Source organism: Promicromonospora sp. AC04, from assembly GCF_003058225.1.
GTDB lineage: Bacteria > Actinomycetota > Actinomycetes > Actinomycetales > Cellulomonadaceae > Promicromonospora.
Genome location: NZ_QBUG01000007.1, coordinates 360,744 through 382,624, shown reverse-complemented (window position 1 = coordinate 382,624; position 21,881 = coordinate 360,744). Strand labels below are relative to the sequence as shown.

Here is a 21,881-nt window from a genome sequence, read left to right as displayed (position 1 = left end):
GGTGGAAAGGGTGATGGCCGGGCAGGGGATACTGGGCGCATGCCCCGCAACCCCGACCGCCGCACCGCGCCCGCCGACCCCGAGCAGGGCGGCCGCCCGCGCCGTCGTCCGCAGCGTTCCCCGCGGCCCGGCCGGGCCCGCCGCGTGAGCGACGTCCCCGCGGCCGAGGTGGGGACCGAGGTCGAGCTGGAGGTCGGTCCCGTCGCGCACGGCGGCCACTGCGTGGCGCGCCTGGACGGCCGCGTCGTCTTCGTCCGCCACACCCTGCCGGGGGAGCGCGTTCGCGCCCGCGTCACCGAGGGCGGCCCCAGCTTCTGGCGGGCCGACGCCGTCGAGGTGCTCCAGGCCTCGCCCGACCGCGTCGAGCCCGCGTGGCCCGCCGCCGGGGCCGACGGCGTCGGCGGCGGCGAGCTGTCGCACGTCGCGCTGCCCGCCCAGCGGCGCTGGAAGACCGACGTGCTGGTCGAGCAGCTGCAGCGCCTGGCCCGGATCGACCCGGACTGGCTCGCCCGAGAAGTGACGGTCGAGGGTGTTCCCGGCGACGACGAGCGCCGTGGCCTGCACTACCGCACGCGCATCGACCTGGTAGCCGACGCCGACGGCCACGCCGGCATGCGCAAGCACCGCTCGCACGACGTGCTCGCGCTGAAGAAGATGCCGCTCGGCACCGCGGAGATCGCGGCGTTCGCGGTCGCCGAGGACGTGTTCACCCGCACGTGGGAGCCGGGCGCGCAGCTCGCGCTGGTGGCGCCCTCCGAGGGTGACCCGGTGCTGCTGGTCGACGGCGAGCCGTGGCGCCGCGGGAAGCCCGACACCCGGCCCAACGCGCGCCGCGCCGTGACCGAGACGGTGGCTGGACCGTGGGGCACGCACCGCTACCGCGTGGCCGCCGACGGGTTCTGGCAGGTGCACCGTGAGGCGCCGGCCGTGCTGACGGGCGCGGTGCTGGACGCTGTCGGGCCCGTCGAGGGCGCCACCGTGCTGGACCTGTACTCCGGCGCGGGGCTGTTCACGCTGCCGCTCGCGGACGCCGTCGGGCCCGACGGGCGGGTGGTCGCCGTGGAGGGCGACGCCCGGGCCGTGAAGGACGCGCGGCGCAACGCGCACGCGTTCGGGCAGGTCGACCTGCGCGAGGGCGCGGTGGACCGCGTGCTCGCGGACGACCCGGACGGCGCGGCCGACGTCGTGGTGCTGGACCCGCCGCGAACCGGCGCCGGGCGAGCCGTGGTGGACGCGATCGCCGCGCGTGCCCCGCGCCGCATCGTGTACGTGGCGTGCGACCCGGCGGCGCTCGCGCGCGACGTCGGCTACCTCGCGGGGCACGGCTATACGCTCACGGGCGTGCGCGGGTTCGACCTGTTCCCGCACACGCACCACCTGGAGGCCGTCGCGGTCCTGGACAGGCAGGTTCTTCCGGGCGCATAGGATGCGCAGCGTGAAGCGGTGGCTGATGAGCGGCGGGATCGTCGCGTCCGTGGTGGTGGCGCTCGTCGCCGCGGTGGTGGTCGGCATGATCGCCGGAGCCGGTGGCACCGCCGCCGGTGATACGAGCGGGGAGGCGAGCGGTTCGCCGAGCCCGACGGCGTCGCCGTCGGCGTCGGCGTCGGCGATGGTCCCTACGGTCACCGTCGAGAAGAAGCCTGTCGCGCTGTTCGTCGGCGACTCGTACACGGTGGGTCAGGGCTCGTCGGCGCCGGAGAAGCGGTGGAGCACGATAGTGGCCGACAAGATGGGCTGGGCCGAGCGCAACGAGGCGCAGGGCGGCACGGGCTACGTGAGCCGGAGCGTCACGATCCCGAAGCTGTCCTACGGCGAGCAGCTCCGGGCGGCGTCGAAGGAGGGCGTCGACGTCGTGGTGATCGCCGGCGGCCAGAACGACTTCGACGAGCTCGAGGAGGACCCGGAGCTGGTGTTCAGCGCCGTCGCGCGGGCCTTCAAGACTGCGCACCAGAAGTTCCCGGACGCGCGGATCATCGCCGTCGGGCCCTCCACGCCGTGGGAGATCGGGCTGGAGGCCCGTGCCCTCGACAGCGCGGTGCGGGCCGCGGCCGAGCAGCAGGGGGCGACGTACGTCTCGCTGATCGACCCCGACGTGGTGCTGGACCAGTACGTGCACGAGGACGGCATCCACGTCACGGACGAGGGCTACGCGGCGATCGCGCACCGGGTGATCTCGCAGATATCTTGACGTCAAGATAAATGCGATATGCTGGCTCCAGCAGCCCGGCCTAGGCTGGGTGAAGCCCCCTGGAACCCATGCGGCGGCTCCTTCGCGCGATGACCGCGCCTGTGAGAGCCGACGCACCGTCAGCCCCGCAGAAGGAGCCCGAGTGAGCACCGTGGACACGTTCGGATCGAAGGGAACGCTGGAGGTCTCCGGTAAGTCCTACGAGATCTTCCGGCTCAGTGCGGTCGAAGGCGTGGAGCGCCTCCCGTACTCGCTGAAGATCCTCGCCGAGAACCTCCTGCGCACCGAGGACGGCGCGAACATCACCGCCGACCACGTGCGTGCCCTCGCGTCCTGGGACCCGGACGCGCAGCCCGACACCGAGATCCAGTTCACGCCGGCGCGCGTGATCATGCAGGACTTCACCGGCGTGCCCTGCGTCGTCGACCTCGCCACGATGCGTGAGGCCGTTGCCGCGCTCGGCGGCGACGCGACCAAGGTCAACCCGCTGGCCCCCGCCGAGATGGTCATCGACCACTCCGTGCAGATCGACGTCGCCGGCCGCGCCGACGCGTTCCAGCGCAACGTCGAGTTCGAGTACCAGCGCAACCACGAGCGCTACCAGTTCCTGCGCTGGGGCCAGACGGCGTTCGACGACTTCAAGGTCGTCCCGCCGGGCACCGGCATCGTGCACCAGGTCAACATCGAGTACCTGGCTCGCACGGTGATGACGCGTGAGGTTGGTGGCGTCCTGCGGGCCTACCCCGACACCTGCGTCGGCACCGACTCGCACACCACCATGGTCAACGGCCTGGGCGTGCTGGGCTGGGGCGTCGGCGGCATCGAGGCCGAGGCCGCGATGCTCGGCCAGCCGGTCTCGATGCTCATCCCGCGGGTTGTCGGCTTCAAGCTGAGCGGCTCCATCCCCGCCGCCGTGACCGCCACCGACGTCGTGCTCACGATCACGCAGATGCTGCGCCAGCACGGCGTGGTCGGCAAGTTCGTCGAGTTCTACGGCGAGGGCGTGGCCCAGGTGCCGCTCGCGAACCGCGCCACCATCGGCAACATGTCGCCGGAGTTCGGCTCCACGGCCGCGATCTTCCCGATCGACTCGGTCACGGTCGACTACCTGCGCCTGACCGGCCGCTCCGAGGAGGCGCTCGCGCTGGTCGAGGCGTACGCCAAGGAGCAGGGCCTGTGGCTCGACGCCGACTCGCCGGAGCCGGTGTTCTCCGAGTACCTCGAGCTCGACCTGTCGACGGTCGTCCCCTCGATCGCCGGGCCGAAGCGCCCGCAGGACCGCATCGAGCTGACGAACGCGAAGTCGGCGTTCCTGCACGACCTGCCCAACTACGCCCCCGAGGTCGGGGCGGGCGCCGACGAGACCGGCGGCGAGTCGTTCCCCGCGTCGGACTCGCCGGCGCCGTCGACCAACGGTCGCAAGCACGTGCACGTCACGAACAGCGAGGGCAAGGAGTTCGAGCTGTTCCACGGCGCCGTCGCGATCGCCTCGATCACGTCCTGCACCAACACCTCGAACCCGTCGGTCATGATCGCCGCGGCGCTGCTCGCGAAGAACGCCGTGGAGAAGGGCCTCGTCTCCAAGCCGTGGGTCAAGACCTCCATGGCACCGGGCTCGCAGGTCGTGACCAACTACTACGAGAAGGCCGGCCTCTGGCCGTACCTCGAGAAGCTGGGCTTCCACCTGGTCGGCTACGGCTGCGCCACCTGCATCGGCAACTCCGGCCCGCTCGACGAGAAGGTCTCGGAGGCCGTCAACGAGCACGACCTGTCCGTCGTCTCGGTGCTGTCCGGCAACCGCAACTTCGAGGGCCGGATCAACCCGGACGTCAAGATGAACTACCTGGCGTCCCCGCCACTGGTCATCGCGTACGCGCTGGCCGGCACCATGGAGTTCGACTTCGAGCACGACCCGCTGGGTCGCGACGAGGACGGCAAGCCGGTGTTCCTCCGCGACATCTGGCCCAACCCGGACGAGGTCGAGAAGACGATCGCGTCCTCGATCGACCGCAAGATGTTCGAGTCGGACTACGCCGACGTCTTCAAGGGCGACGAGCGCTGGGCCGCCCTGGAGACCCCCGAGGGCGACACGTTCGCCTGGGACAGCGAGTCCACGTACGTGCGCAAGCCCCCGTACTTCGAGGGCATGGGCATGACGCCGGAGCCCGTCACCGACTTCTCCGGCGCCCGCGTGCTCGCCAAGCTCGGCGACTCGGTCACGACCGACCACATCAGCCCGGCCGGCTCCATCAAGCCGGACAGCCCGGCGGGCAAGTACCTCGCCGAGCACGGTGTGGGCCGCCGCGACTTCAACTCCTACGGCTCGCGCCGCGGTAACCACGAGGTCATGATCCGCGGCACGTTCGCGAACATCCGCCTGCGCAACCAGCTCCTGAACGACGTCGAGGGTGGCTTCACCTTCAACTTCGTGAAGAACGCCCAGGACACGATCTACGACGCCGCGCAGGACTACGCCGCGGCCGGCACCCCGCTCGTGGTGCTCGGCGGCAAGGAGTACGGCTCCGGCTCGTCGCGCGACTGGGCCGCCAAGGGCACCGCGCTGCTGGGCGTCAAGGCAGTCATCACCGAGAGCTTCGAGCGCATCCACCGCTCCAACCTCATCGGCATGGGCGTGCTGCCGCTGCAGTTCCCGGCCGGCCAGAACGCCGAGTCGCTGGGCCTGGACGGCACCGAGACCTTCGACGTCACCGGCGTGACCGCGCTGAACGAGGGCGTCACGCCCGAGACGGTCAAGGTCACCGCGACCAAGGCCGACGGCTCCAAGGTCGAGTTCGACGCCGTGGTCCGCATCGACACCCCGGGTGAGGCGGACTACTACCGCAACGGCGGCATCCTGCAGTACGTGCTGCGCTCGCTGGTCGCCTGACCGCTCGTCGTCCGACGACAAAGCTCGGGGCACCTTCCCTGTGGAAGGTGCCCCGAGCTTTGTCGTGTCCGCTACCGCCCGACGTCGGACCGCTTGGCCACGTTGATCAGCTTGACGCGCTTCGTCTCGGTGATGACGCCGTCCGCCCTCAGGCGGTCGGCGACCTGGGTCACATGGCTGACGAACGCGCTGTGGCTGACCCACGGCCCGTCCGCATCGATGAGGTCGGCGATGGTGCAGCCGTTACCCGTGTCGACGTTGGCCACCGTGCTGTCCAGGTTCCCCATGATCACCGTCGGGCGCTCGTCGGAGACGGGGCAGGCGTCGGTCCCCTCTCGTGAGACGGAGAACCTGAGCGTCCCCGTCCGGGTGACGTTCCCGGCGTTGTCGGTGGCCCGGTACTGCAGCGCGTGCGCGCCCGGGCCGGTGACCTCGATCGGGCCGGTGTACTCCCGGAAGATGAACGAGTCCAGCGCGTACTCGATGAACGCCACCCCCGACCCGTCGTCCCGGGCGTTGATCGTCACCGTCGCCGAGTCGATGTAGGCACCCTCGTCGTCCTGGTCACCGTCGACCTGCGCGGAGGCGATCGGCTGCGTCGTGTCCGGCGGGTCCGCCCCGCCGACGACCACCAGGTCCACCGTACCGGGCTGGGAGACGTTCCCGGCGTTGTCGGTGGCCCGGTAGGACACCGTGTGGGCGCCCGTGACGTCGACGACCACGGGGTCCGTGTAGGCCGCCCAGCCGGCGCCGTCCAGCCTGTACTCGACGCTCGCCACACCCGAGCCGGCGTCCTCCGCCAGGAGCGACACCGTGGCCGAGGCGACGTAGGCGCCGTCGGCGTCCTGCTCGCCCGTGACCTCGGCGGTGACCGACGGGGCCGTGGTGTCCTCGTCGGGCCGCTCGACGACGGTGAACGTCGCCGACCCCTCGGCGGAGGCGTTGCCTGCGTTGTCCGTGGCCCGGTAGGTCACGGTGTGCTCGCCCAGCGTGTCGACGACGACGGGGTCGGTGTAGGGCGCGTACCCGGCGCCGTCGAGCGCGTACTCGACGGTCGCCACGCCCGAGCCGGCGTCCTCCGCCGCGATGGTCACGGTCGCCGACCCGAGGTAGGCGCCGTCGGCGTCGAGGTCGCCGGACACCTGGGCGGACACGTCGGGGGCCGTCGTGTCCTCCCCGTCGCTGGGCACGACCACCAGGTGCACCATCCCGGGCTCCGAGACGTTGCCCGCGTTGTCGGTGGCGCGGTGCTCCAGCATGTACGTGCCCGGCTCGTCGAACACGACCGGTTCGGCGTAGGGGACGTACGCGCCGCCGTCGACCGAGTACTCGACGGATGCGACGCCCGAGTCGTCGTCCTCGGCCGCGAGACTCACCGTGGCCGAGCCGATGTAGGCGCCGTCGGCGTCCTGCTGGCCGGCGACGTCGGCCGTGACGACCGGGGCGGTGGTGTCCTCGCCACCGCCGTCGGTGACCACGAGCTCGCCCACCATCGTGCCGTGGCCCGGGATCGCGCAGAAGTACCGGTACGTGCCCGGCGTCAGGACGACGTCGGCCTCGTAGCGCCCGCCGTTGGAGTCCAGGGGGTTGGCCAGGATGTCCAGGGTGACGTCGTGGTTGTACCCCGGCGTGCTCGTGTCGAACGTCAGGGTGTGGCTCATGCCGATCGTGTTGCCGGTGGCCGTGCTGTTCTCGAACACGATCGTCGTGGCCCCTGCGGCCGCCGTGGCGGGCGCCGTGGCGTACGCGGTGACGCTGTTGTTCCCGGTCCAGGTGAGCACCTGGTCCGCTACCTGTTCCGCCGTCGGGTCCGCCGCCTGGGCGGCGGACCGGTCGGCGGGGGTCTCGCCCCGGTACTCCACGGCGGTGGCCGGTGCCAGCGGCAGCGCCACGAGGGCACTCACCGCGGCCCCCGCGAGGAGGCGGGACAGCTTCTGTCGGAACATGGGAGCCTCTCTCGTTCTCGCGGACATGGTCACAGGTCCCGCACCCGGATGTTGCGGAACTCCATGGCGTCCGCGTCGCTGTGGTTCTGCAGGCCCACGTACCCGCTGAGGAACTGCCGCAGGTCCGTCGGCGGGTCACCGGGGCGCGAGGACGCCTTGCCCGGCGAGTTCTCGAACTCGTTGATGACTACGCCGTTGCGGATGATCGTGTACTGCTGGCCGACCACCTGGATCTCGTAGTCGTTCCACTCACCCTTCGGTGTCACCCCGGCCTGCTCGAGGGTGTTCGGGTCGAAGTTGTAGATCGAGCCCGTCTTCTGCGGCTCGCCGGTCGGCCCGTCGTAGAGCTGGACCTCCTGGCCGCAGTAGATCGCCACCCAGGCTTCCTGGTCGGTCAGCTGACCGCACTCCGGCCGCTCGTCCCGCGGCACCCGCGGGTCGGGGAACCGGGTGAAGACGCCGCTGTTGGCGAACCTGCCCTCCGGGGCGGAGTCCTTGAACTGCAGCTTCAGCGAGAAGTCGCCGAGCTCCTCGCCCGGGTACCAGAGCATGCCCAGCCCGCCCTGGGCCAGGATCGACCCGTCGGGCAGGAGGTCGAAGTTCCCGCCCGGCGCCTGCCGCCAGCCGGCCAGCGACTGAGCAGTGCCGTCGAACAGCCAGCGGTACCCCGTGCTGCCCTCCGCCCCGATGCCGGACGCCTTCGCTGCCTGGACCAGCTTCGTCTGCGCCAGCTTCGTGATGACCTGGTCGGCCACGAGCTGCTTGGCCACCGCGGTCACGTGGTTGACGAACCGGCCGTTGGTGTCCCACTCGCCCTCGTCGTTGATCAGGTCGTTGATCGTGCAGCCGCCCAGGTCGACGCTCCGGACGCTGGTCTTGGTGGCACCGAGCCAGACGTTCCTCCGGTCGTCCGGGATGGTGCACGTCGTGGTGGCAGGCACCTCCACCTCTCTCGTCTCGCCGTCGGCGTAGGTCACCGTGAGCGTCGCGTCGTAGCTGCCCACGCGGATGTAGGTGTGCCGTGGGTTGGCCTCGGTCGACGTGCTCCCGTCCCCGAAGTCCCACTCGTAGGAGACACCGCCCGAGCGGTCACCGGTGAAGGCGACGGTGAGTGGGTCGCTCTGCACGCTGGCCCCGGAAGCGGCCGGCACCGGCGTAGCCGGACCGCCCGTGTACGTGATCCGGACGAGCTTCTGGCGGTCGGTCAGGGAGAAGAAGCCGCCGCCGTAGTCGAGCAGGTACAGCGCGCCGTCCGGACCGAACTTGGCGTCCATCCACTGGTCGACGTCGGTGTTCCCGCCGCCGCTCTGGATGATCTGGCGCAGGTCCTCGGCGAAGACCGGGGGACCGGCCTCCTCGACCGTCTCCGGGTTCACCGTCACGGCGATCCGGTTGTTGGAGTTGGACTGGTCCCCGATGAACCACTTGTTGTCCCAGTACGCCGGCCAGGCGACGCCGCTGGTGGTGTCGACGTCGGACCGGTGGTAGGTCGGGCCGTTCATGACCGCCTGACCGCCGCCCCGCAGGTACGGCTGGGTGTAGGTGGCCTCGTCGTCGACGTAGGAGGGGATGCCGTCCTCGCCCGCGGGGAAGACCGGGCCGCCGCCGCTCGGCGAGTACCAGATCATGTTGTCGCGGACCGGCGGAAGGTCGACCAGGCCGGTGTTGCGCGGCGAGGTGTTCTTCGGGTTGTCGCAGTCGTACCAGCCGGTCAGGACCGTCGCGTCCGTGTTGCTGCGGTCACGGTAGGGCTGATTGTTGCCCATGCAGTAGGGCCAGCCCTGGTTGCCCGCCGAGGTGATGATGGTGGCGGTCTCGTACTTGGCCGGGCCGAGCTCCGGGCTGGGCAGGCCCGCGTCCGGACCGACCCAGGCCGCCGTCAGCCAGTCGTTCTCCTTGTCGTAGGCCAGCCGCGAGATGTTGCGGACGCCCATGACGTAGATCTCCGGGAGGGTCTTGTCACCCGGGTCGTCCGCCTCGGGGAAGAGGTTGCCCTCGGGGATCGTGTACGTGCCGTCCGGCTCCGGGTGGATCCGCAGGATCTTGCCGTTCAGGTTGTTCGTGTTGCCGGCCGTGCGGCGCGCGTCCTGGAACGAGATGCCCGCGTACTCCTGGGTCCAGTTGTTGCCGGAGTAGCCGTCCGACCCGCCCGACGAGTTGTTGTCACCCGACCCGATGTAGAGGTTGCCGTCGTTGTCGAAGTCCATGCCGCCGCCCGCGTGGCAGCAGCTGTGGATCGGCGTCTCCCACTGCAGCAGGTCCTTGCGGGTGGACTGGTCGATCGCGTCGGCCTCGGCGTCGTAGGTGAAGCGCGACACCGTCCGCTGGCCGACGCGGCGCTCGCGGTCGATCGACTCGTGCGGCATCCAGTAGGCGTAGATCCAGCCGTTCTGCTCGAACTGGGGGTCGAGCGTGATCCCGAGCAGGCCCTCCTCGTTCTTGACCAGCTCGCTCCCGCTGCCACGGTTGCCCATGACGTCGAGGGTGGTCAGGAGGTTCGTCGACTCCGTGTCCGGGTCCCAGCGGTGGATCGTGCCGCAGCCCAGCCCGACGTTCGGGTCGTCCCAGGAGACGATCGGCCCGGAGGGGCAGGCGGCCTTGCCGACGTAGAAGACGCCGCCGTCGGGCGCGATCGTGAGCCCGTGCGGCTCGCCGATCTGGTCGAGCGTGCCCGCGGCGTTCTTCGCCGTCAGCCGCTCGGACTCGTAGTTCGCCGCGATGGTCGCCTGACAGTCGCCGCGGACCATGCCGGTGGACCAGAGCAGCCCGCCGAGCAGGTGGTCGCGGAACCCTTCCTCCGCGTAGCTCGCCGCGGTGCCGCCCATGCCGGTGTAGAACGACCGGCCGCCGTCGTAGTCACGGCACCAGGAGATCGGGTGGAACGGGCCGTTCGCGGCCTCGCCCGCGTCGTAGTCCCACTCCTGCACCTGCGCGACGGTGTGCACCTCGCCGATGGGGTTCGGCGACCAGTTGAGCCACCGGTCCGAGCGGGTCCAGTTCCGCGGGAGCCCCTCGTTGGCCGGGTGCTCGCGGTCGACGACGTTGACCGTCGCCTCGTTCACCGGGACCTCGGGGTCGGGCTCCTCCTCCCCGCTGCCGTCGAAGAGCTGGATCTCGGCGAGCTGGGTGAGGTCGTCGCCCGCGTTGGCCGTGATGTCGAAGCGGTAGTACGGGTAGGCGACGTCGTTCTCGATCTGGAAGTCGATCGTGGCGAACCGGTCGGGAAACTCCGCGCCGGCCCGCGTGTCCAGGTCGGTCCAGGTCTCGCCGTCCGCCGAGCCCTGCAGCGTCCAGTCCTGTGGGTCGCGGCCCGCGGAGTCGTTGGCCGAGGTGAGCGCGTACCGGGTCGCCGCCAGCGGCTCCTCGAGCTCCAGCTCGATCCACGCCGTCGGCTCGAACGCGAGCCACTTGGTGCCGGAGTCGCCGTCGATCAGGTTCGCGGCCACCTCGTTCGGCGGGTTCTCCGCGCTCGCGGTGGCGGTTACGACCGGCAGCGGGTCCGGCAGGTTGCCCGCCGGCCGGGTGCCGATCAGCCCGGTGAACCACTGCGAGCGGTCCTGCGCACGCGCGGCGTCGCGGACCCCGAGGAACCCGCCACCGCCCTGCACGTACGCCTTGAGCGCGTCCTCCTGCGCGTTGGTGAGCTCGACCCCCTCGGCCGACAGGAAGACCACGCCGCGGTAGCTCGCGAGGTTCTCGGCGGTGAAGGCCTGCGGGTCGGTGGCCGTGTGCACGGTGAAGCCGTGCTCGGCGCCGAGCTCGCGGATGGTCTTGCTGGCCAGCGTCACCGGGTCGGCCTGCTGGTCCGGTGCTCCGTGGAACACGAGTACGTTGACGTCCGCCGCGTCCTGGGGGGCGGCGTCGCCCGGTGCGGCGGCCACGGGGACGGTGGCCACCGGGGCGGCGTCGACGGTGGCGCTCCGCTGGGCCTGCGCCGGGACGGCCGTCATCCCGAAGACGAGGGTGGCGCCCATGGCTGCCGCGAGGGCGCCCCGTGCCGTCCTGCGCGAGGCGGCTGCCTCGCGGGTCGTGCCTCTTCCTGTCCGTTCCATCGCTGCTCCTTTGCGCGTGATCGGAGAATCGTGGCGGTCAGTGGCCGCTGTGGGCTGCTGCGCCGGTCTCGGTGCCGGTCTCAGTGCCTGTGTCGGTGGCGCTGCTGGTCGTGTGGCCGCCGTGCTCGTGGAATCGGTCGATCGCCTCCTGGGCGCCGTCGGGCATGCTGCCGTCGGCATTGCGCACCAGGAAGATGCCGGCCATGCCGCCGTCCGAGTGGAACTGGACGTGGCAGTGGTACATCCAGGCACCCGCGCCGACGGACTCGCCTGCCACCACCTGGAACCCGAACGAGGAGCCCGGGTTGAGGTCGCGGGTGTCGATCACCCGGGTGGGGTCGTCGGGGCCGGTCAGGTACCCCGTGCGGTTGTCGGCCCAGCGGTGGGCGTGCAGATGGAACGTGTGGAGCTGGTCCCCGTGCCCGATCGCGATGAACTCGACCTTCTCGCCCTTGTTCGCCTCGAGCATCGGGGTGTCGGGCGCCGACTTGTTGTTGATGGTCATGTCGTTGAACACGACGGTGTACTGGCGGTCGGGCACGCGGTCGCCCTCGCGCCGCACCACGAGGCCGCCGTAGAGGCCCGCGCGCAGCCCGGCGGTGCCGTGCTCCCCGCCCATCGCGTGGTCGTGGTAGTGCCAGTAGCCCGCGGAGCCCGCCATCCAGGTGCCGTCGGCGCGCTGCTTCTGCTTGTGGCTCCTCCAGACGTAGGTGCGGGTCTCGCCGGGCTCGTTGAACGAGTCGTTGAAGGGGCTGCCGTCCGAGTCGGTCGCGTAGTCCACGCCGTGCGGGTGGATCGACAGGCGCTTGTCGGTGTTGTTCACCAGCTCGACCTGGAGGGTGTCGCCCTCCCACATCTCCAGCACGGGACCGGGGATGGTCGCCTTGCCGGGGGTGAGGCCGTAGCCGTAGAGGCCGCCGGGCAGCGCCTCCGCGTACACGGTGATGTGCCGGGTGGTGGCCAGCGGCCGGACCGCCGACGACACGGCGGCGGCCGAGTCGGAGCCGAGCGCCAGCGCCGCCGTCGGCGCCATGAGCCCGGCGAGCGTGCCGGTCAGGATCGAGCGGCGGGACACTCCGCTGCGCTGGGTTGTGGCGTCAGTGCTGTTCTCGGGCATGAGTCTCCGTTCGACACCATCGGGCAGGCGGTCGTGCCGTCCCGACGAGACAGAAGTGCGGGAGGGACTGGCTCAGGCGCGCGAAGCCGTCGGCGGCGGCGCCGTGAGTGACAGCGTTGTCACGGGGGTGGACCTCATCGTCGTTCCCTCGTGCGTCACGCGGCGGTCGGTGACGACTGCCGCGCCCCCGTGGCAGGACGTGCACCACCGGGTGACTTTTCGAACATAGGAGGACTTATGCCGAGTGTCAAGCAAAAGTTGGACAAAGACCGACAGGCTTCGTCTATACGACCAAGCAAAGATTGTGGTGCGTCACGCGAGCGCGACGAGCAGCCAGGCTGCCGACACGAGCAGGACCACCGCGGCCAGCAGCCCCGTCAGGGGGTGGGCGAACGCCGCCGTCGGACGGTGGGCGCGTGGGTGGGTGGTCATGCGGAGCACCCAGCCGAGCGGCCACGCCAGGACGGCGGCCAGGAGCCCGGCCAGCGCGCCGAGGTACAGGCCGGGCGCGTCGAGGGTGTTCGCGATGACCCCCACCTGGATCGCGGTGGAGAGCGCGACGACGGTCGGGATCAGGTGGAGTCGCGACTTGCCGGCGGTGACGCCCGGCTTGTCCTCGTCCTTGGCCGCCGCGACGGCCGCGCGGTACTTGCTCGCGACGAGCCCGGTGCACAGCCGTGTCAGGACGGCGTGGGCGACGAGCGCCGCGACGTAGATGCTCACGACGCGGCCGGTCACGACGGTGCCGTCGGGCCAGGCGTGCACGGTCGCCAGGGCGCCGAGCGCCGCGAGGGCGGTGCCCAGCACGATGCCCGCGCCGGGAACGAGCCGCGACCAGGGGCCGGAGTGCCGGACGGTCCAGGCGAACCATGGGATCGCCAGGACGCTGACCATCGTCGCCGCCAGGGTGCCGTCGCTCGTGTGCTCCATAGTCTTCCCCTCGACGAAACCGGTATAAACCGGACACGAGCGTACGGCGTTACCGCAGGTCAGGGAAGGTTTCTGGTATTCGGGTGGTGATGTCAGGCGGTGTTCACGCGGTGTTCACCGTGCAGGCGGCGATGTGCCCGGCGTCGCCGGCTACGCGGACGCCGGTGCCGCCAGGTGGTCCAGGATCCTGGACCGAACCGCGGGGTCGCCGAGGATCTTGTTGTGCCCCAGCCCGGTAGTCGTGAACAGCTCGCCCGACGTCGCGTGGGCCTCGTGGAGCTGCTCGGACAGGAGGTGTGGGTTGATCGGGTCCCCGGTGTCGTGTACCCAGAGGGTGGGGACCGACGTCGGCACGGTGCGCGTCAACAGGTCGAACCGCTCGTAGACGTCGGGGTGGCCAGGCAGGCCGTATCGCTGGGCGGCTGTCGCGAAGCGGTCGCGCAGGTCCCAGGGGAGTCCCGCCGTGCGGACGAACCAGTCGGTGGCGGCGCGGACCGACGTGAGGCCGGAGATCGCGGTGAACCGCTCTGCCTTGACGCCCTCGTGCAGGGCGATGCCCGCGGGGAGCACCCCGAGCGAGTGCCCGACGACCGCCGCCCAGGGCGCGTTCTCGGCGTCGGACAGCCGGCGGATGATCGCGAGGTCGTCGAGCCCGGTCCGGTGGCGCCCGCCGGAGGCGCCGTGCGCGGGCGCGTCGTAGGCGACGACCCGGAGGCCCGCGCCGGTGAGGTCCTCGACGATCCGGCCGAACGCCGACGCGCGAGAGCGCCAGCCGTGGACGAGCAGGACGGCGGGCGCTCCGGCCTCACCCCAGGTGTATGTGGTGACCGTGACGGTTCCTCCCGCGTCCCGGCCGCCGCGGAACGTGGGGTGGTGCGCGAGCGTGCCGCGGCGGGCGGAGTCGTGGACGGCCCGGTCCGCGGGCCGAACCGTCGCCGGCGCACCAGCTCGCCAGTAGGTGGCCGCGCCCAGGGTCAGGGCGAGCGGCGGGGCGGCGCGGCCGAGGACGCGGAACGAGGCACGGGCTGCGCGCTGGGTCTTGGACACGGGAACCTCCTGGGGGGCTAAACAATCTGTACGATCGTTCGCACACTATCTGATGTGCGAACGGTCGTACACTTTCTTTTGTGGACCAGCTGACCGACCTGCGCCGAGCCCGTGGCGACCGCACCCGCCGCGAGGTGCTGGACGGCGCCGTCCAGGACGCCTCGGTGCGCGGGCTGGACGCGCTCACGTTCGGAACGCTGGCGGCGTCGGCCCCCGTGAACAAGAGCGCGATCGCCGGGCTGTTCGGGTCCAAGGAGAAGCTGCAGCTCGCCGCCGTGGAGCGGGCCAGGGAGATCTACACCGAGCACGTGATCGTCCCGGCGCGGTCCGCGGAGCGAGGCCTGGCGCGGCTGTGGGCGCTGGTGCGGGCCTGGACCGAGTACTCGCGATCGCGGGTGTTCCGGGGCGGATGCTTCTTCCGCACCGTCGAAGTGGAGTTCGACATGCGCGAGGGTGCGGTGCACGACGCCGTCGTCGAGGCGCAGCGGTCCTGGGAGTCGTACCTGGTGCACCAGGCGCAGGTGGCGGTCGACACCGGCGAGCTGGCCCCGGACACCGACCCGCACCAGGTGGCGTTCGAGGTCGACGCGCTGCTGAGCGCCGCGAACGACCGCTCCCTGCTGCTCGGCGACGACGGCGTGTACGGGCGCACCCGGGAGGCGGTGCGGGCCCTGCTGGTGGCGCGGGGCGCGGACCCGGCAGTGCTGCGGTAGGGGCTGCTGCAGATAGGTCCCCGATTGTTTCAAGGTCGTATACATGTCGTAGTTACCCTCTGTTCATGGCGATGTCGCACGAAGTTCCCCACGGCACGCCCGAACAACCCGCTGCGGTCGTGCTCGCAACGACGCGCTGGGGCAGCGGGCCGGGCCGGGCGCTGCTGCTGCACGGCATCGTGTCCGCCGGCGCCACCTGGTGGCGGCTGGCCGAGACGCTCGCCGACGACGGCTACGAGGTGGTAGCCCCCGACCTGCGCGGGCACGGAGCCAGCCCGCGCGCCGACTCCTACCTGCTGGCCGACCACGTCGCCGACGTGCGGGCGCTGGGCACCGGCTGGGACCTCGTGGTCGGGCACAGCCTCGGCGGCCTGCTAGGTGCGCTCGCCGCCGACGCCGACCACGGGTTCACCCGCCGCCTCGTGCTGCTCGACCCCGCGCTCGACATCCGGGAGGACCGGTACACCGACGGCGCGGACGCCGAGATCGAGGAGGCGACGCACCCGCCGTCGGCCAGGGTGGTGCAGGGCGCGCACGCGGGCTGGGACCGGCGGGACGCCGCGGCCGTCGCCGCGGCCGCGAAGGCCGCCGACGCCGCGGCGGTAGCGCACACCCTGCGCGACAACGCGCCCTGGCGGCACGCGGACGTCGTCACGCGCCTCGTGGTCCCGACGCTCGTGCTGGGCGCCGACCCCGCCCGCGGCGCGCTGTTCCAGCCCCGGACCGGCGTCGAGCTCATGATCCGGAACCCGAGCGTGCGGGTGCGGGTAGTGGTGGGTGCAGGGCACGCGGTGCACCGCGACCGGCCGTCGGTGGTGGCCGCCGCCATCCGGTCGTTCCTCTGGTGAACCGAAGCCCTGCGAGGCGGGGTTAGGGTCGGTCGGTGAGCTCCTCCGCATCCGCACGCAAGCAGCTGGTCGCCCTCGCCGAACGAGGCTTCGAGGGGCCCTGGCGGCACGCGCGCGGTGACTTCTCGGACGACGTACGCCCGGCGTCCGTCCTCGTGCTGTTCGGCGTGCTGGACGACCTCGCCGCCGACCGCGACGACCACGACCTGGCAGTGCCCGCCGACCTCGACGTGCTGCTGCTGGCGCGCGCCGCGACGCTGCGCAGCCACGCCGGGCAGGTCGCCTTCCCCGGCGGCCGCGCCGACGACGGCGAGGACGCCGTCGCCGCGGCTCTGCGCGAGGCCGTCGAGGAGACCGGCCTGGACGCGTCCGGTGTGGAGGTGCTCGGCGCCTTCGGCGAGCTGCCCATGCCGGTCAGCAACCACGTGGTCACGCCGGTGCTCGGCTGGTGGGCCCGCCCCACCCCCGTGCGCGTGGTCGACGTCGCCGAGTCGGCGCACGTCTTCCGCGCCCCCGTCGCCGACCTGCTCGACCCCGCCAACCGCTTCACCACGGTGCTGCGGCGCGAGGGCCAGACCTGGCGCGGCCCCGGCTTCCACGTGCACGACGGCGCCGTGACGCACCTCGTGTGGGGGTTCACCGCCGGGATCCTCGACGCGATGTTCGACCAGCTCGGCTGGACCGAGGACTGGGACCGCGCCCGGGAGCTGGCGGTCACCCCCTGATGCCCGAAGACCTGAGGAGGACCCGATGACCGACGTGACCCGCGACGCGATCCGCGCCGCAGAGGCCCTGATCCGTCCCCACGTCCGGCACACCCCCGTGCTGGACGTCGACCTGGCGGACTTCGGCCGCCCCGCGCAGCCCGTCTCGCTCAAGCTCGAGTGCCTCCAGCACTCCGGCTCGTTCAAGGCACGCGGCGCGTTCACCAACCTCCTGACCCGCGACGTGCCCGACGCCGGCGTGGTCGCCGCCTCGGGCGGCAACCACGGGGCCGCCGTCGCCTACGCGGCGGCCCGGCTCGGGATCCCCGCGACGATCTTCGTGCCGAGCGTGACCTCCCCGGCCAAGGCCGACCGCATCCGCGGCTACGGCGCCAAGCTCGTCGTGGGCGGCGACCGGTACGCCGACGCGCTCGCCGCGAGCGAGGCGTTTGTCGCGGGCACGGGCGCCCTGGCCGTGCACGCCTACGACCAGCCCGAGACGCTGATCGGGCAGGGCACGCTCGGGCTCGAGATCGCCGAGGACCTGCCCGGCATCGACACGCTGCTCGTCGCCGTGGGCGGCGGCGGGCTCATCGGCGGCATCGCCGCCTGGTACCGCGGCGACATCAAGATCGTGGCGGTCGAGCCGGAGGGCTCGCCGACCCTGCACCGGGCGCTCGCGGCGGGAGAACCCGTGGACGCGCCGACGGAGGGCATCGCCGCCGACTCCCTGGCGCCCAAGCAGGTGGGGCAGCTCATGTTCCCGCTGGCCCAGCAGTTCGTCGCGCAGTCGGTGCTGGTTACCGACGACGCGATCGCGTCCGCCCAGCTGTCCCTCTGGGACGCGGCCCGCGTGGTGGCCGAGCCCGGTGGCGCGGCGGCGCTCGCCGCGCTGCTGTCCGGGACCTACGTCCCCGAACCGGGGGAGCGGGTCGCGGTGCTGGTGTGCGGGGCGAACACGACGGCCGTGAAGTTCTGATCGCCGCGCGGCCTCGTGCCCGTGCCGCTGGTCAGATGCTGACGAGCGGCGCGGCGTCCTCGGCGTCCTCCTCCTCGTCCTCGTCCGGGCCGGCGACCAGCAGGTCGATGTGCACGCCGAGGAGAGTCCCGTCAGCGGCATGCGTCGTGACGACGGGATAGAAGCCGTCGCCCCAGCCGGAGTGGCTCAGCACGACGTTCTCGCCGGCCCGGGCCAGCGGCATCGTCACGTTGGCGCATCCATCCAGGTAGTGGTCGGCGCTGTCCATGAGGTTGAACCACGAATCCGGCTCTCCTGAGTCGAAGACGTCGTCGTACCAGTTGTCGTCGCCGTCGCTGTCAGCCGCGGGCATGCAGGATGCGATCGCCTCGGCGTCCGCGAAGGCGACGGTTCCCGTGTCGACCCCCACGCCGTAGCACTCCTCGTCGCTCGGCGGCTCTCCGCCCTCCGGGGTCACGGGTCGCACCTCGGCGACCGGTCCGGCGTCGGACACGACGAGCGAGAGGTAGGCCTCGCGCGGATGGCTCCCGTCGTGGGCGTCCGAGACGTCCGCGACGGTCACGAATGCGGGGTAGGAGCCGGGCGGGACCTCGGTGACCAGGCCGTCGCCCAGGCTCACGAAGGGGTCGGACGCCTCGAGGCGTCCGGAGGGGACGTGCAGGACGCCGAGGGCGTGCACCGTCTGGGGGTGCTCCGTCCCGTCGGGCGTGCCGTCGAGCAGGGCGAAGAAGGGCTGGTCGTAGGTCATGCGAGGAAGGTAGCCGCCGTCACCGACACTCAGCCGAACAGCTGCTCCACCGCGTGCTCGCCGACGCCGACCATGATCGGGTGCGTGTCCGGGTAGGAGAAGCAGATCGCCGTGTACAGCAGGGCCCAGCCCTGAGCCCTGCGCCACATCCCGGCGTCCCAGCCGCGCCCGTCCCGCGCCTCCGCGTCCACGACCGCGCGGAAGCGCTCGCGGCCCTCGGCGTCGAACGTCAGCCACATCATGCCGAGGTCCGACGCCGGGTCGCCGCTGGTCACGTCCCCGAAGTCGATCACGGCGGAGAGCCGGCCGCCGTCGGCCACGAGGTTGGCCGGGTGCGGGTCGCCGTGCAGCCACACGGGGACGCCGTCGTACGCGGGCGCGTCGAGCGCCTCGGCCCACAGGGCACGGGCGCGCCTGTGGAGCCGTTCCGGCAGGAGCTGGAGTCGGTCCTCGAAGTCGGTCCGCTCCGTGACGGGGATCCCCCGGAACCGGTTCTCGGGCGCGTCATCAGGGGCCGGCTGGTGCAGCGCCACGAACACGCGGGCCAGGTGCCCGGCCCACGGGTTGCGCTCCGCGGCCGGGACGGTGGCCGCCGCGACGCCGTCGGCCCACCGGACGATGCCCCACGGCCACGGGTAGTCGAGCGCCGCGCTGGGCGCCCCGACCCGGACCGGGTCCGGGACGGGGACCGGCAGCCGCGGGGCGAGCAGGGGTAGCACAGCTTGCTCGTTGCGGATGAGCTGCGCCCCGAGCTCGCGCCGGGGCAGGCGCAGGGCGAGGTCGCCACCCAGCCGGAGCATCACGTTGTCCCAGCCGTTCGCCACCAGCTCCAGGGGCCGGCCGGCGAGGTCGGGATGCTGCTCGGCCAGGAGCGCCCGGGCGAGGTCGACGGTGACATCGAGGTCGGCGGCGACCACAGGAACTCCTTGCCTCGGGCCGGTACGGGGCCCTCACCTTACCGATCCGGTGAGCTGCCAGTCGGCAGCCCACCGCGTGAGGTCGGTACTCGGCACCGAGATCGGCACAGGCCCGTACCGATCTCGATGCCAGCTACCGACCTGTGCAGGAGAACTGCAGATCCAGCGGGGCAGCGCGATACTGGGCGGGTGGTGACCACCTGGACCGGCGGCGATCCCGACGCCTACCTCGACGCCGTGACGCCGGCTGTTCGGCGGCGGGACGCGCAGACCCTCCGCGAGCTCATGGAGCGGGTCACGGGCGAGGCCCCGCGCATGTTCGGGACGTCGGTCATCGGCTTCGGCGAGTACCACTACGAGTACCCGAGCGGCCATTCCGGGCACGCCGCCGCCGCGGGGTTCGCGCCCCGGAAGGCGGCCAGCACGGTGTACCTGCCCGACGGCGTCGGCGCGCACGCCGACCTGCTCGCGCGGCTCGGCCCGCACACCACCGGCGTCGGCTGCCTGTACCTGAAGGACCTCGACCAGGTGGACCTCGCGGTGCTCGAGGAGATCGTGCGCCGGTCGTGGGAGCGGGTCACCGACGGGACGTTCGGGCAGCGGGCCAGGGAGTCCGGCTCCTGACCGGTCCCGCTCACCCCCTGTTCATGTGCGCGCCATCGCGGCGGCGTCCCCGGTTTCGCCCGCCGGGTTAGCGTCCCGCGCGGGCGCCACTCCGGTGCCCGGGACGGGAAGAGGAGCACATGCGCACCAGCACGCGTCGCGGCGCCAGTCGCCGTGTCATGGCGGCAGCCGCCGTGGCCCTGGCGGTCGTGGCGGGTTCGGTCGTCACCACGGCCACCGCCATCGCCCAGCCGGACCACAGCCGCGCGAAGAACGTCATCTACCTGGTGGGCGACGGCATGGGCCGCACCCACGTGGACGCCGCGCGCCAGCGCTACTACGGCGCAGCGGGCAAGCTGGTCATGGAGACCCTGCCCACGGTCGGCCAGGTCACCACCTACGCGGTCCAGAAGACCTCGGGCCAGCCGGGCGAGGCGGACTTCGTTCCCGAGTACGTGACCGACTCGGCGTCGTCGGCCACCGCGTGGTCGTCCGGTGTGAAGACGTACAACGCCGCGCTCGGCGTCGACGCCAAGGGTGAGGTCGTGCCCACCCTCATGGAGCTCGCCAAGAAGGCCGGCTACCGCACCGGCAACGTCTCGACCGCGGAGATCACCGACGCCACGCCCGCCGGCCAGATGAGCCACGCGCTCGCGCGCGGCTGCCAGGGCCCGACCTACTCCGCCGCGGCCTGCCAGGACCTCGCCGTGACCGGCGAGGCGCTGCCGACCGACGACGTGCGCGTCACCCCGATCGCTGACCAGATCGCCCGCAACGGCACCGCCGACGTCGTGCTCGGCGGCGGCCTCGCCCGGTTCGACGCCGCCGACGAGGAGGCGCTCGCGGCGCAGGGCTACGAGGTGCTCGGCTCGCCCGCGGACCAGGCGGTCGCCACGCGCGACGACCTGGACGACGCCGACGGCCGCAAGGTGTTCGGCCTGTTCAACCGCGGCAACCTGACCATCGAGAAGTTCAAGCGGGAGAACCCGAACGCCGTCCAGGCGGCCGAGCCGTCCGTCGCCGAGATGACGAGCAAGGCGATCGACCTGCTCAGGAACAACAAGAAGGGCTTCTACCTGCAGGTCGAGGGCGCGCTGATCGACAAGCGCTCGCACGCCAACGACGCGGCGCAGACGCTCGAGGAGATGAAGGCGTTCGACGAGGCCGTGCGGGTCGCGCTGAACTTCGCCAAGAAGGACGGCAACACCACGGTGATCGTGACCGCGGACCACGAGTGCGCGGGCTTCAACATCATCGGCAAGGGCAGCTACACCAACGCCGAGGCCGTCACCCCGCCCGGGAACGTCGACGCGGGCAACACCGCGAACAACTCGGCGCCGAGCCGCGCGGCCTCCGGTGCGCTGGACGGGACCCGGTCCACCGGCCCGGTGAACGGCTCCGGATCCGGCAACTCCGGCAACTTCGCGCCGGCCACCTTCGCCACCCCGGACGACCCGGAGGGCGTCGAGGACGGCTCGCCGGAGGCGAGCCTCTGGCTGACGTACCTGTCGGGCAACCACACGGGTGCCGCCGTGCCGGTCTTCGCGTACGGCCCCGGCACGCGGGACCTCGCCGACACGGTGGACAACACCGACCTGTTCGACGTCGTCGGCCACGCCCTGCGCGTGGTCCGCTGACCGGGCCGGGATCATCGTGAGCGTCCGCGCCGTCGTGCTCTCCGTCGCCGCCCTGCTGGTCGCGGGCGCGGTCGGCGTGGGCGCCACCCTGCTGGTCCGCGGTGCCGGGCCGGGTGCCGAACAGGTACCCGACCCGGCGTCCGCGGCCCGTACCGCGTTCCCCGGCTTGACCGCCCCCACCGGCGACCCGGAGCTGCCCGGGCTCGCTACCGCGAGACCCCGGCCGGGCACCGTCGCGGTCGTCGAGGGGCCGTTCGACGACCGCCTCGACCTCAGCGGCCTGCGGCTCGCCGGCAACGGAGTGACCGGCACCGTCACGGTCACCAGCGACGTGAGCGAGCTGATCGAGCTGCAGGTCCTGGCCGGTTTCTACGACGCCGACGGCAAGCTCCTCGGCACCGGGCGGTTCACGCACCATGCCGGCGAGGAGGACCACGGCCACACCGGGCCGCCGTCGGAGGAGGAGTCCTTCGAGGTCGCGGTCCCCGATGACCTGGGTGGGACGGTGGCCGCGGCGGCCGTCGGCGTGCCGGTCCTGGTGAACGAGTAGCGCCGGAACCGGCCC

Annotated in this window: 17 protein-coding genes; 10 read left to right on the top strand and 7 right to left on the bottom strand. The window is 72.0% G+C overall.

Annotated elements, in window-relative coordinates:
* Nucleotides 1-39: 39 nt before the first annotated feature.
* The 3 genes from C8K30_RS19985 (at nt 40) to acnA (ending at nt 5,075) form a co-directional block, all read left to right on the top strand.
* Nucleotides 40-1,425, top strand: a complete 1,386-nt coding sequence (locus tag C8K30_RS19985; RefSeq protein ID WP_108494650.1) for a class I SAM-dependent RNA methyltransferase — start codon at nt 40-42, stop codon at nt 1,423-1,425.
* A gap of 10 nt (nt 1,426-1,435) precedes the next feature.
* Complete coding sequence (locus C8K30_RS19980) at nt 1,436-2,188, top strand: SGNH/GDSL hydrolase family protein (RefSeq protein ID WP_158281068.1); 753 nt, start codon at nt 1,436-1,438, stop codon at nt 2,186-2,188.
* Between the two features lie 142 nt (nt 2,189-2,330).
* Nucleotides 2,331-5,075 carry an aconitate hydratase AcnA gene (gene acnA / locus C8K30_RS19975; protein WP_108494648.1) on the top strand — a complete coding sequence of 915 codons (2,745 nt, stop codon included), beginning with the start codon at nt 2,331-2,333 and terminating at the stop codon, nt 5,073-5,075.
* Between the two features lie 71 nt (nt 5,076-5,146).
* On the opposite strand, the gene C8K30_RS19970 is transcribed toward acnA, so the two are convergent.
* The 5 genes from C8K30_RS19970 to C8K30_RS19950 form a co-directional block, all read right to left on the bottom strand.
* Nucleotides 5,147-7,021, bottom strand: coding sequence for a plastocyanin/azurin family copper-binding protein (locus C8K30_RS19970; protein WP_108494647.1), 1,875 nt, complete (start codon nt 7,019-7,021; stop codon nt 5,147-5,149).
* A 29-nt stretch (nt 7,022-7,050) separates the two neighbouring features.
* A complete protein-coding gene (locus C8K30_RS19965) occupies nt 7,051-11,073 on the bottom strand; it encodes a ThuA domain-containing protein (protein ID WP_199230588.1) in 4,023 nt (1,340 codons plus the stop codon).
* A gap of 37 nt (nt 11,074-11,110) precedes the next feature.
* Entirely contained in the window at nt 11,111-12,190 is a 1,080-nt protein-coding gene (locus C8K30_RS19960) for a multicopper oxidase domain-containing protein (protein ID WP_108494645.1), read from the bottom strand.
* A gap of 312 nt (nt 12,191-12,502) precedes the next feature.
* Nucleotides 12,503-13,120: a hypothetical protein gene (locus tag C8K30_RS19955; protein ID WP_108494644.1), complete on the bottom strand. Its 618-nt coding sequence runs from the start codon at nt 13,118-13,120 to the stop codon at nt 12,503-12,505.
* Between the two features lie 150 nt (nt 13,121-13,270).
* Entirely contained in the window at nt 13,271-14,167 is an 897-nt protein-coding gene (locus tag C8K30_RS19950) for an alpha/beta fold hydrolase (RefSeq protein WP_108494643.1), read from the bottom strand.
* An 80-nt stretch (nt 14,168-14,247) separates the two neighbouring features.
* Here C8K30_RS19950 and C8K30_RS19945 point away from each other — a divergent pair, with 80 nt between their 5' ends.
* From C8K30_RS19945 to C8K30_RS19930, 4 genes are all read left to right on the top strand, one after another.
* Complete coding sequence (locus tag C8K30_RS19945) at nt 14,248-14,880, top strand: TetR/AcrR family transcriptional regulator (protein WP_108494642.1); 633 nt, start codon at nt 14,248-14,250, stop codon at nt 14,878-14,880.
* A gap of 65 nt (nt 14,881-14,945) precedes the next feature.
* Nucleotides 14,946-15,728, top strand: coding sequence for an alpha/beta fold hydrolase (locus C8K30_RS19940; protein ID WP_108494641.1), 783 nt, complete (start codon nt 14,946-14,948; stop codon nt 15,726-15,728).
* Between the two features lie 35 nt (nt 15,729-15,763).
* Nucleotides 15,764-16,453 carry a CoA pyrophosphatase gene (locus tag C8K30_RS19935; RefSeq protein ID WP_108494640.1) on the top strand — a complete coding sequence of 230 codons (690 nt, stop codon included), beginning with the start codon at nt 15,764-15,766 and terminating at the stop codon, nt 16,451-16,453.
* Between the two features lie 25 nt (nt 16,454-16,478).
* Nucleotides 16,479-17,411, top strand: a complete 933-nt coding sequence (locus tag C8K30_RS19930; protein WP_108494639.1) for a threonine/serine dehydratase — start codon at nt 16,479-16,481, stop codon at nt 17,409-17,411.
* A gap of 31 nt (nt 17,412-17,442) precedes the next feature.
* Here the strand turns inward: C8K30_RS19930 and C8K30_RS19925 are convergent, their stop codons facing one another.
* Nucleotides 17,443-18,159: a DUF4241 domain-containing protein gene (locus tag C8K30_RS19925; protein WP_108494638.1), complete on the bottom strand. Its 717-nt coding sequence runs from the start codon at nt 18,157-18,159 to the stop codon at nt 17,443-17,445.
* A 29-nt stretch (nt 18,160-18,188) separates the two neighbouring features.
* Nucleotides 18,189-19,076 (bottom strand): aminoglycoside phosphotransferase family protein, encoded by an 888-nt coding sequence (locus tag C8K30_RS19920; protein WP_108494637.1) that lies wholly within the window; start codon nt 19,074-19,076, stop codon nt 18,189-18,191.
* Between the two features lie 189 nt (nt 19,077-19,265).
* Between C8K30_RS19920 and C8K30_RS19915 the strand changes: the two genes are divergently transcribed.
* The 3 genes from C8K30_RS19915 to C8K30_RS19905 all read left to right on the top strand — a co-directional run bounded on the left by C8K30_RS19915 (nt 19,266) and on the right by C8K30_RS19905 (nt 21,866).
* On the top strand, nt 19,266-19,700 hold the full coding sequence (locus C8K30_RS19915) for a DUF1801 domain-containing protein (RefSeq protein WP_233257293.1): 435 nt from the start codon (nt 19,266-19,268) through the stop codon (nt 19,698-19,700).
* Nucleotides 19,701-19,819: 119 nt separating this feature from the next.
* Nucleotides 19,820-21,316 carry an alkaline phosphatase gene (locus tag C8K30_RS19910; protein ID WP_199230587.1) on the top strand — a complete coding sequence of 499 codons (1,497 nt, stop codon included), beginning with the start codon at nt 19,820-19,822 and terminating at the stop codon, nt 21,314-21,316.
* Between the two features lie 16 nt (nt 21,317-21,332).
* Complete coding sequence (locus tag C8K30_RS19905; RefSeq protein WP_108494635.1) at nt 21,333-21,866, top strand: hypothetical protein; 534 nt, start codon at nt 21,333-21,335, stop codon at nt 21,864-21,866.
* The last annotated feature ends 15 nt before the right edge of the window (nt 21,867-21,881 follow it).

What these genes read in the sequence shown, in the direction of transcription:
- C8K30_RS19940 (WP_108494641.1), top strand. Translation starts at nt 14,946, where the DNA reads ATGGCGATGTCGCACGAAGTTCCCCACGGCACGCCCGAACAACCCGCT.
- C8K30_RS19925 (WP_108494638.1), bottom strand. Translation starts at nt 18,159, where the DNA reads ATGACCTACGACCAGCCCTTCTTCGCCCTGCTCGACGGCACGCCCGAC.
- C8K30_RS19910 (WP_199230587.1), top strand. Translation starts at nt 19,820, where the DNA reads ATGCGCACCAGCACGCGTCGCGGCGCCAGTCGCCGTGTCATGGCGGCA.
- C8K30_RS19970 (WP_108494647.1), bottom strand. Translation starts at nt 7,021, where the DNA reads ATGTTCCGACAGAAGCTGTCCCGCCTCCTCGCGGGGGCCGCGGTGAGT.
- C8K30_RS19930 (WP_108494639.1), top strand. Translation starts at nt 16,479, where the DNA reads ATGACCGACGTGACCCGCGACGCGATCCGCGCCGCAGAGGCCCTGATC.
- C8K30_RS19985 (WP_108494650.1), top strand. Translation starts at nt 40, where the DNA reads ATGCCCCGCAACCCCGACCGCCGCACCGCGCCCGCCGACCCCGAGCAG.
- C8K30_RS19955 (WP_108494644.1), bottom strand. Translation starts at nt 13,120, where the DNA reads ATGGAGCACACGAGCGACGGCACCCTGGCGGCGACGATGGTCAGCGTC.
- C8K30_RS19960 (WP_108494645.1), bottom strand. Translation starts at nt 12,190, where the DNA reads ATGCCCGAGAACAGCACTGACGCCACAACCCAGCGCAGCGGAGTGTCC.
- C8K30_RS19965 (WP_199230588.1), bottom strand. Translation starts at nt 11,073, where the DNA reads ATGGAACGGACAGGAAGAGGCACGACCCGCGAGGCAGCCGCCTCGCGC.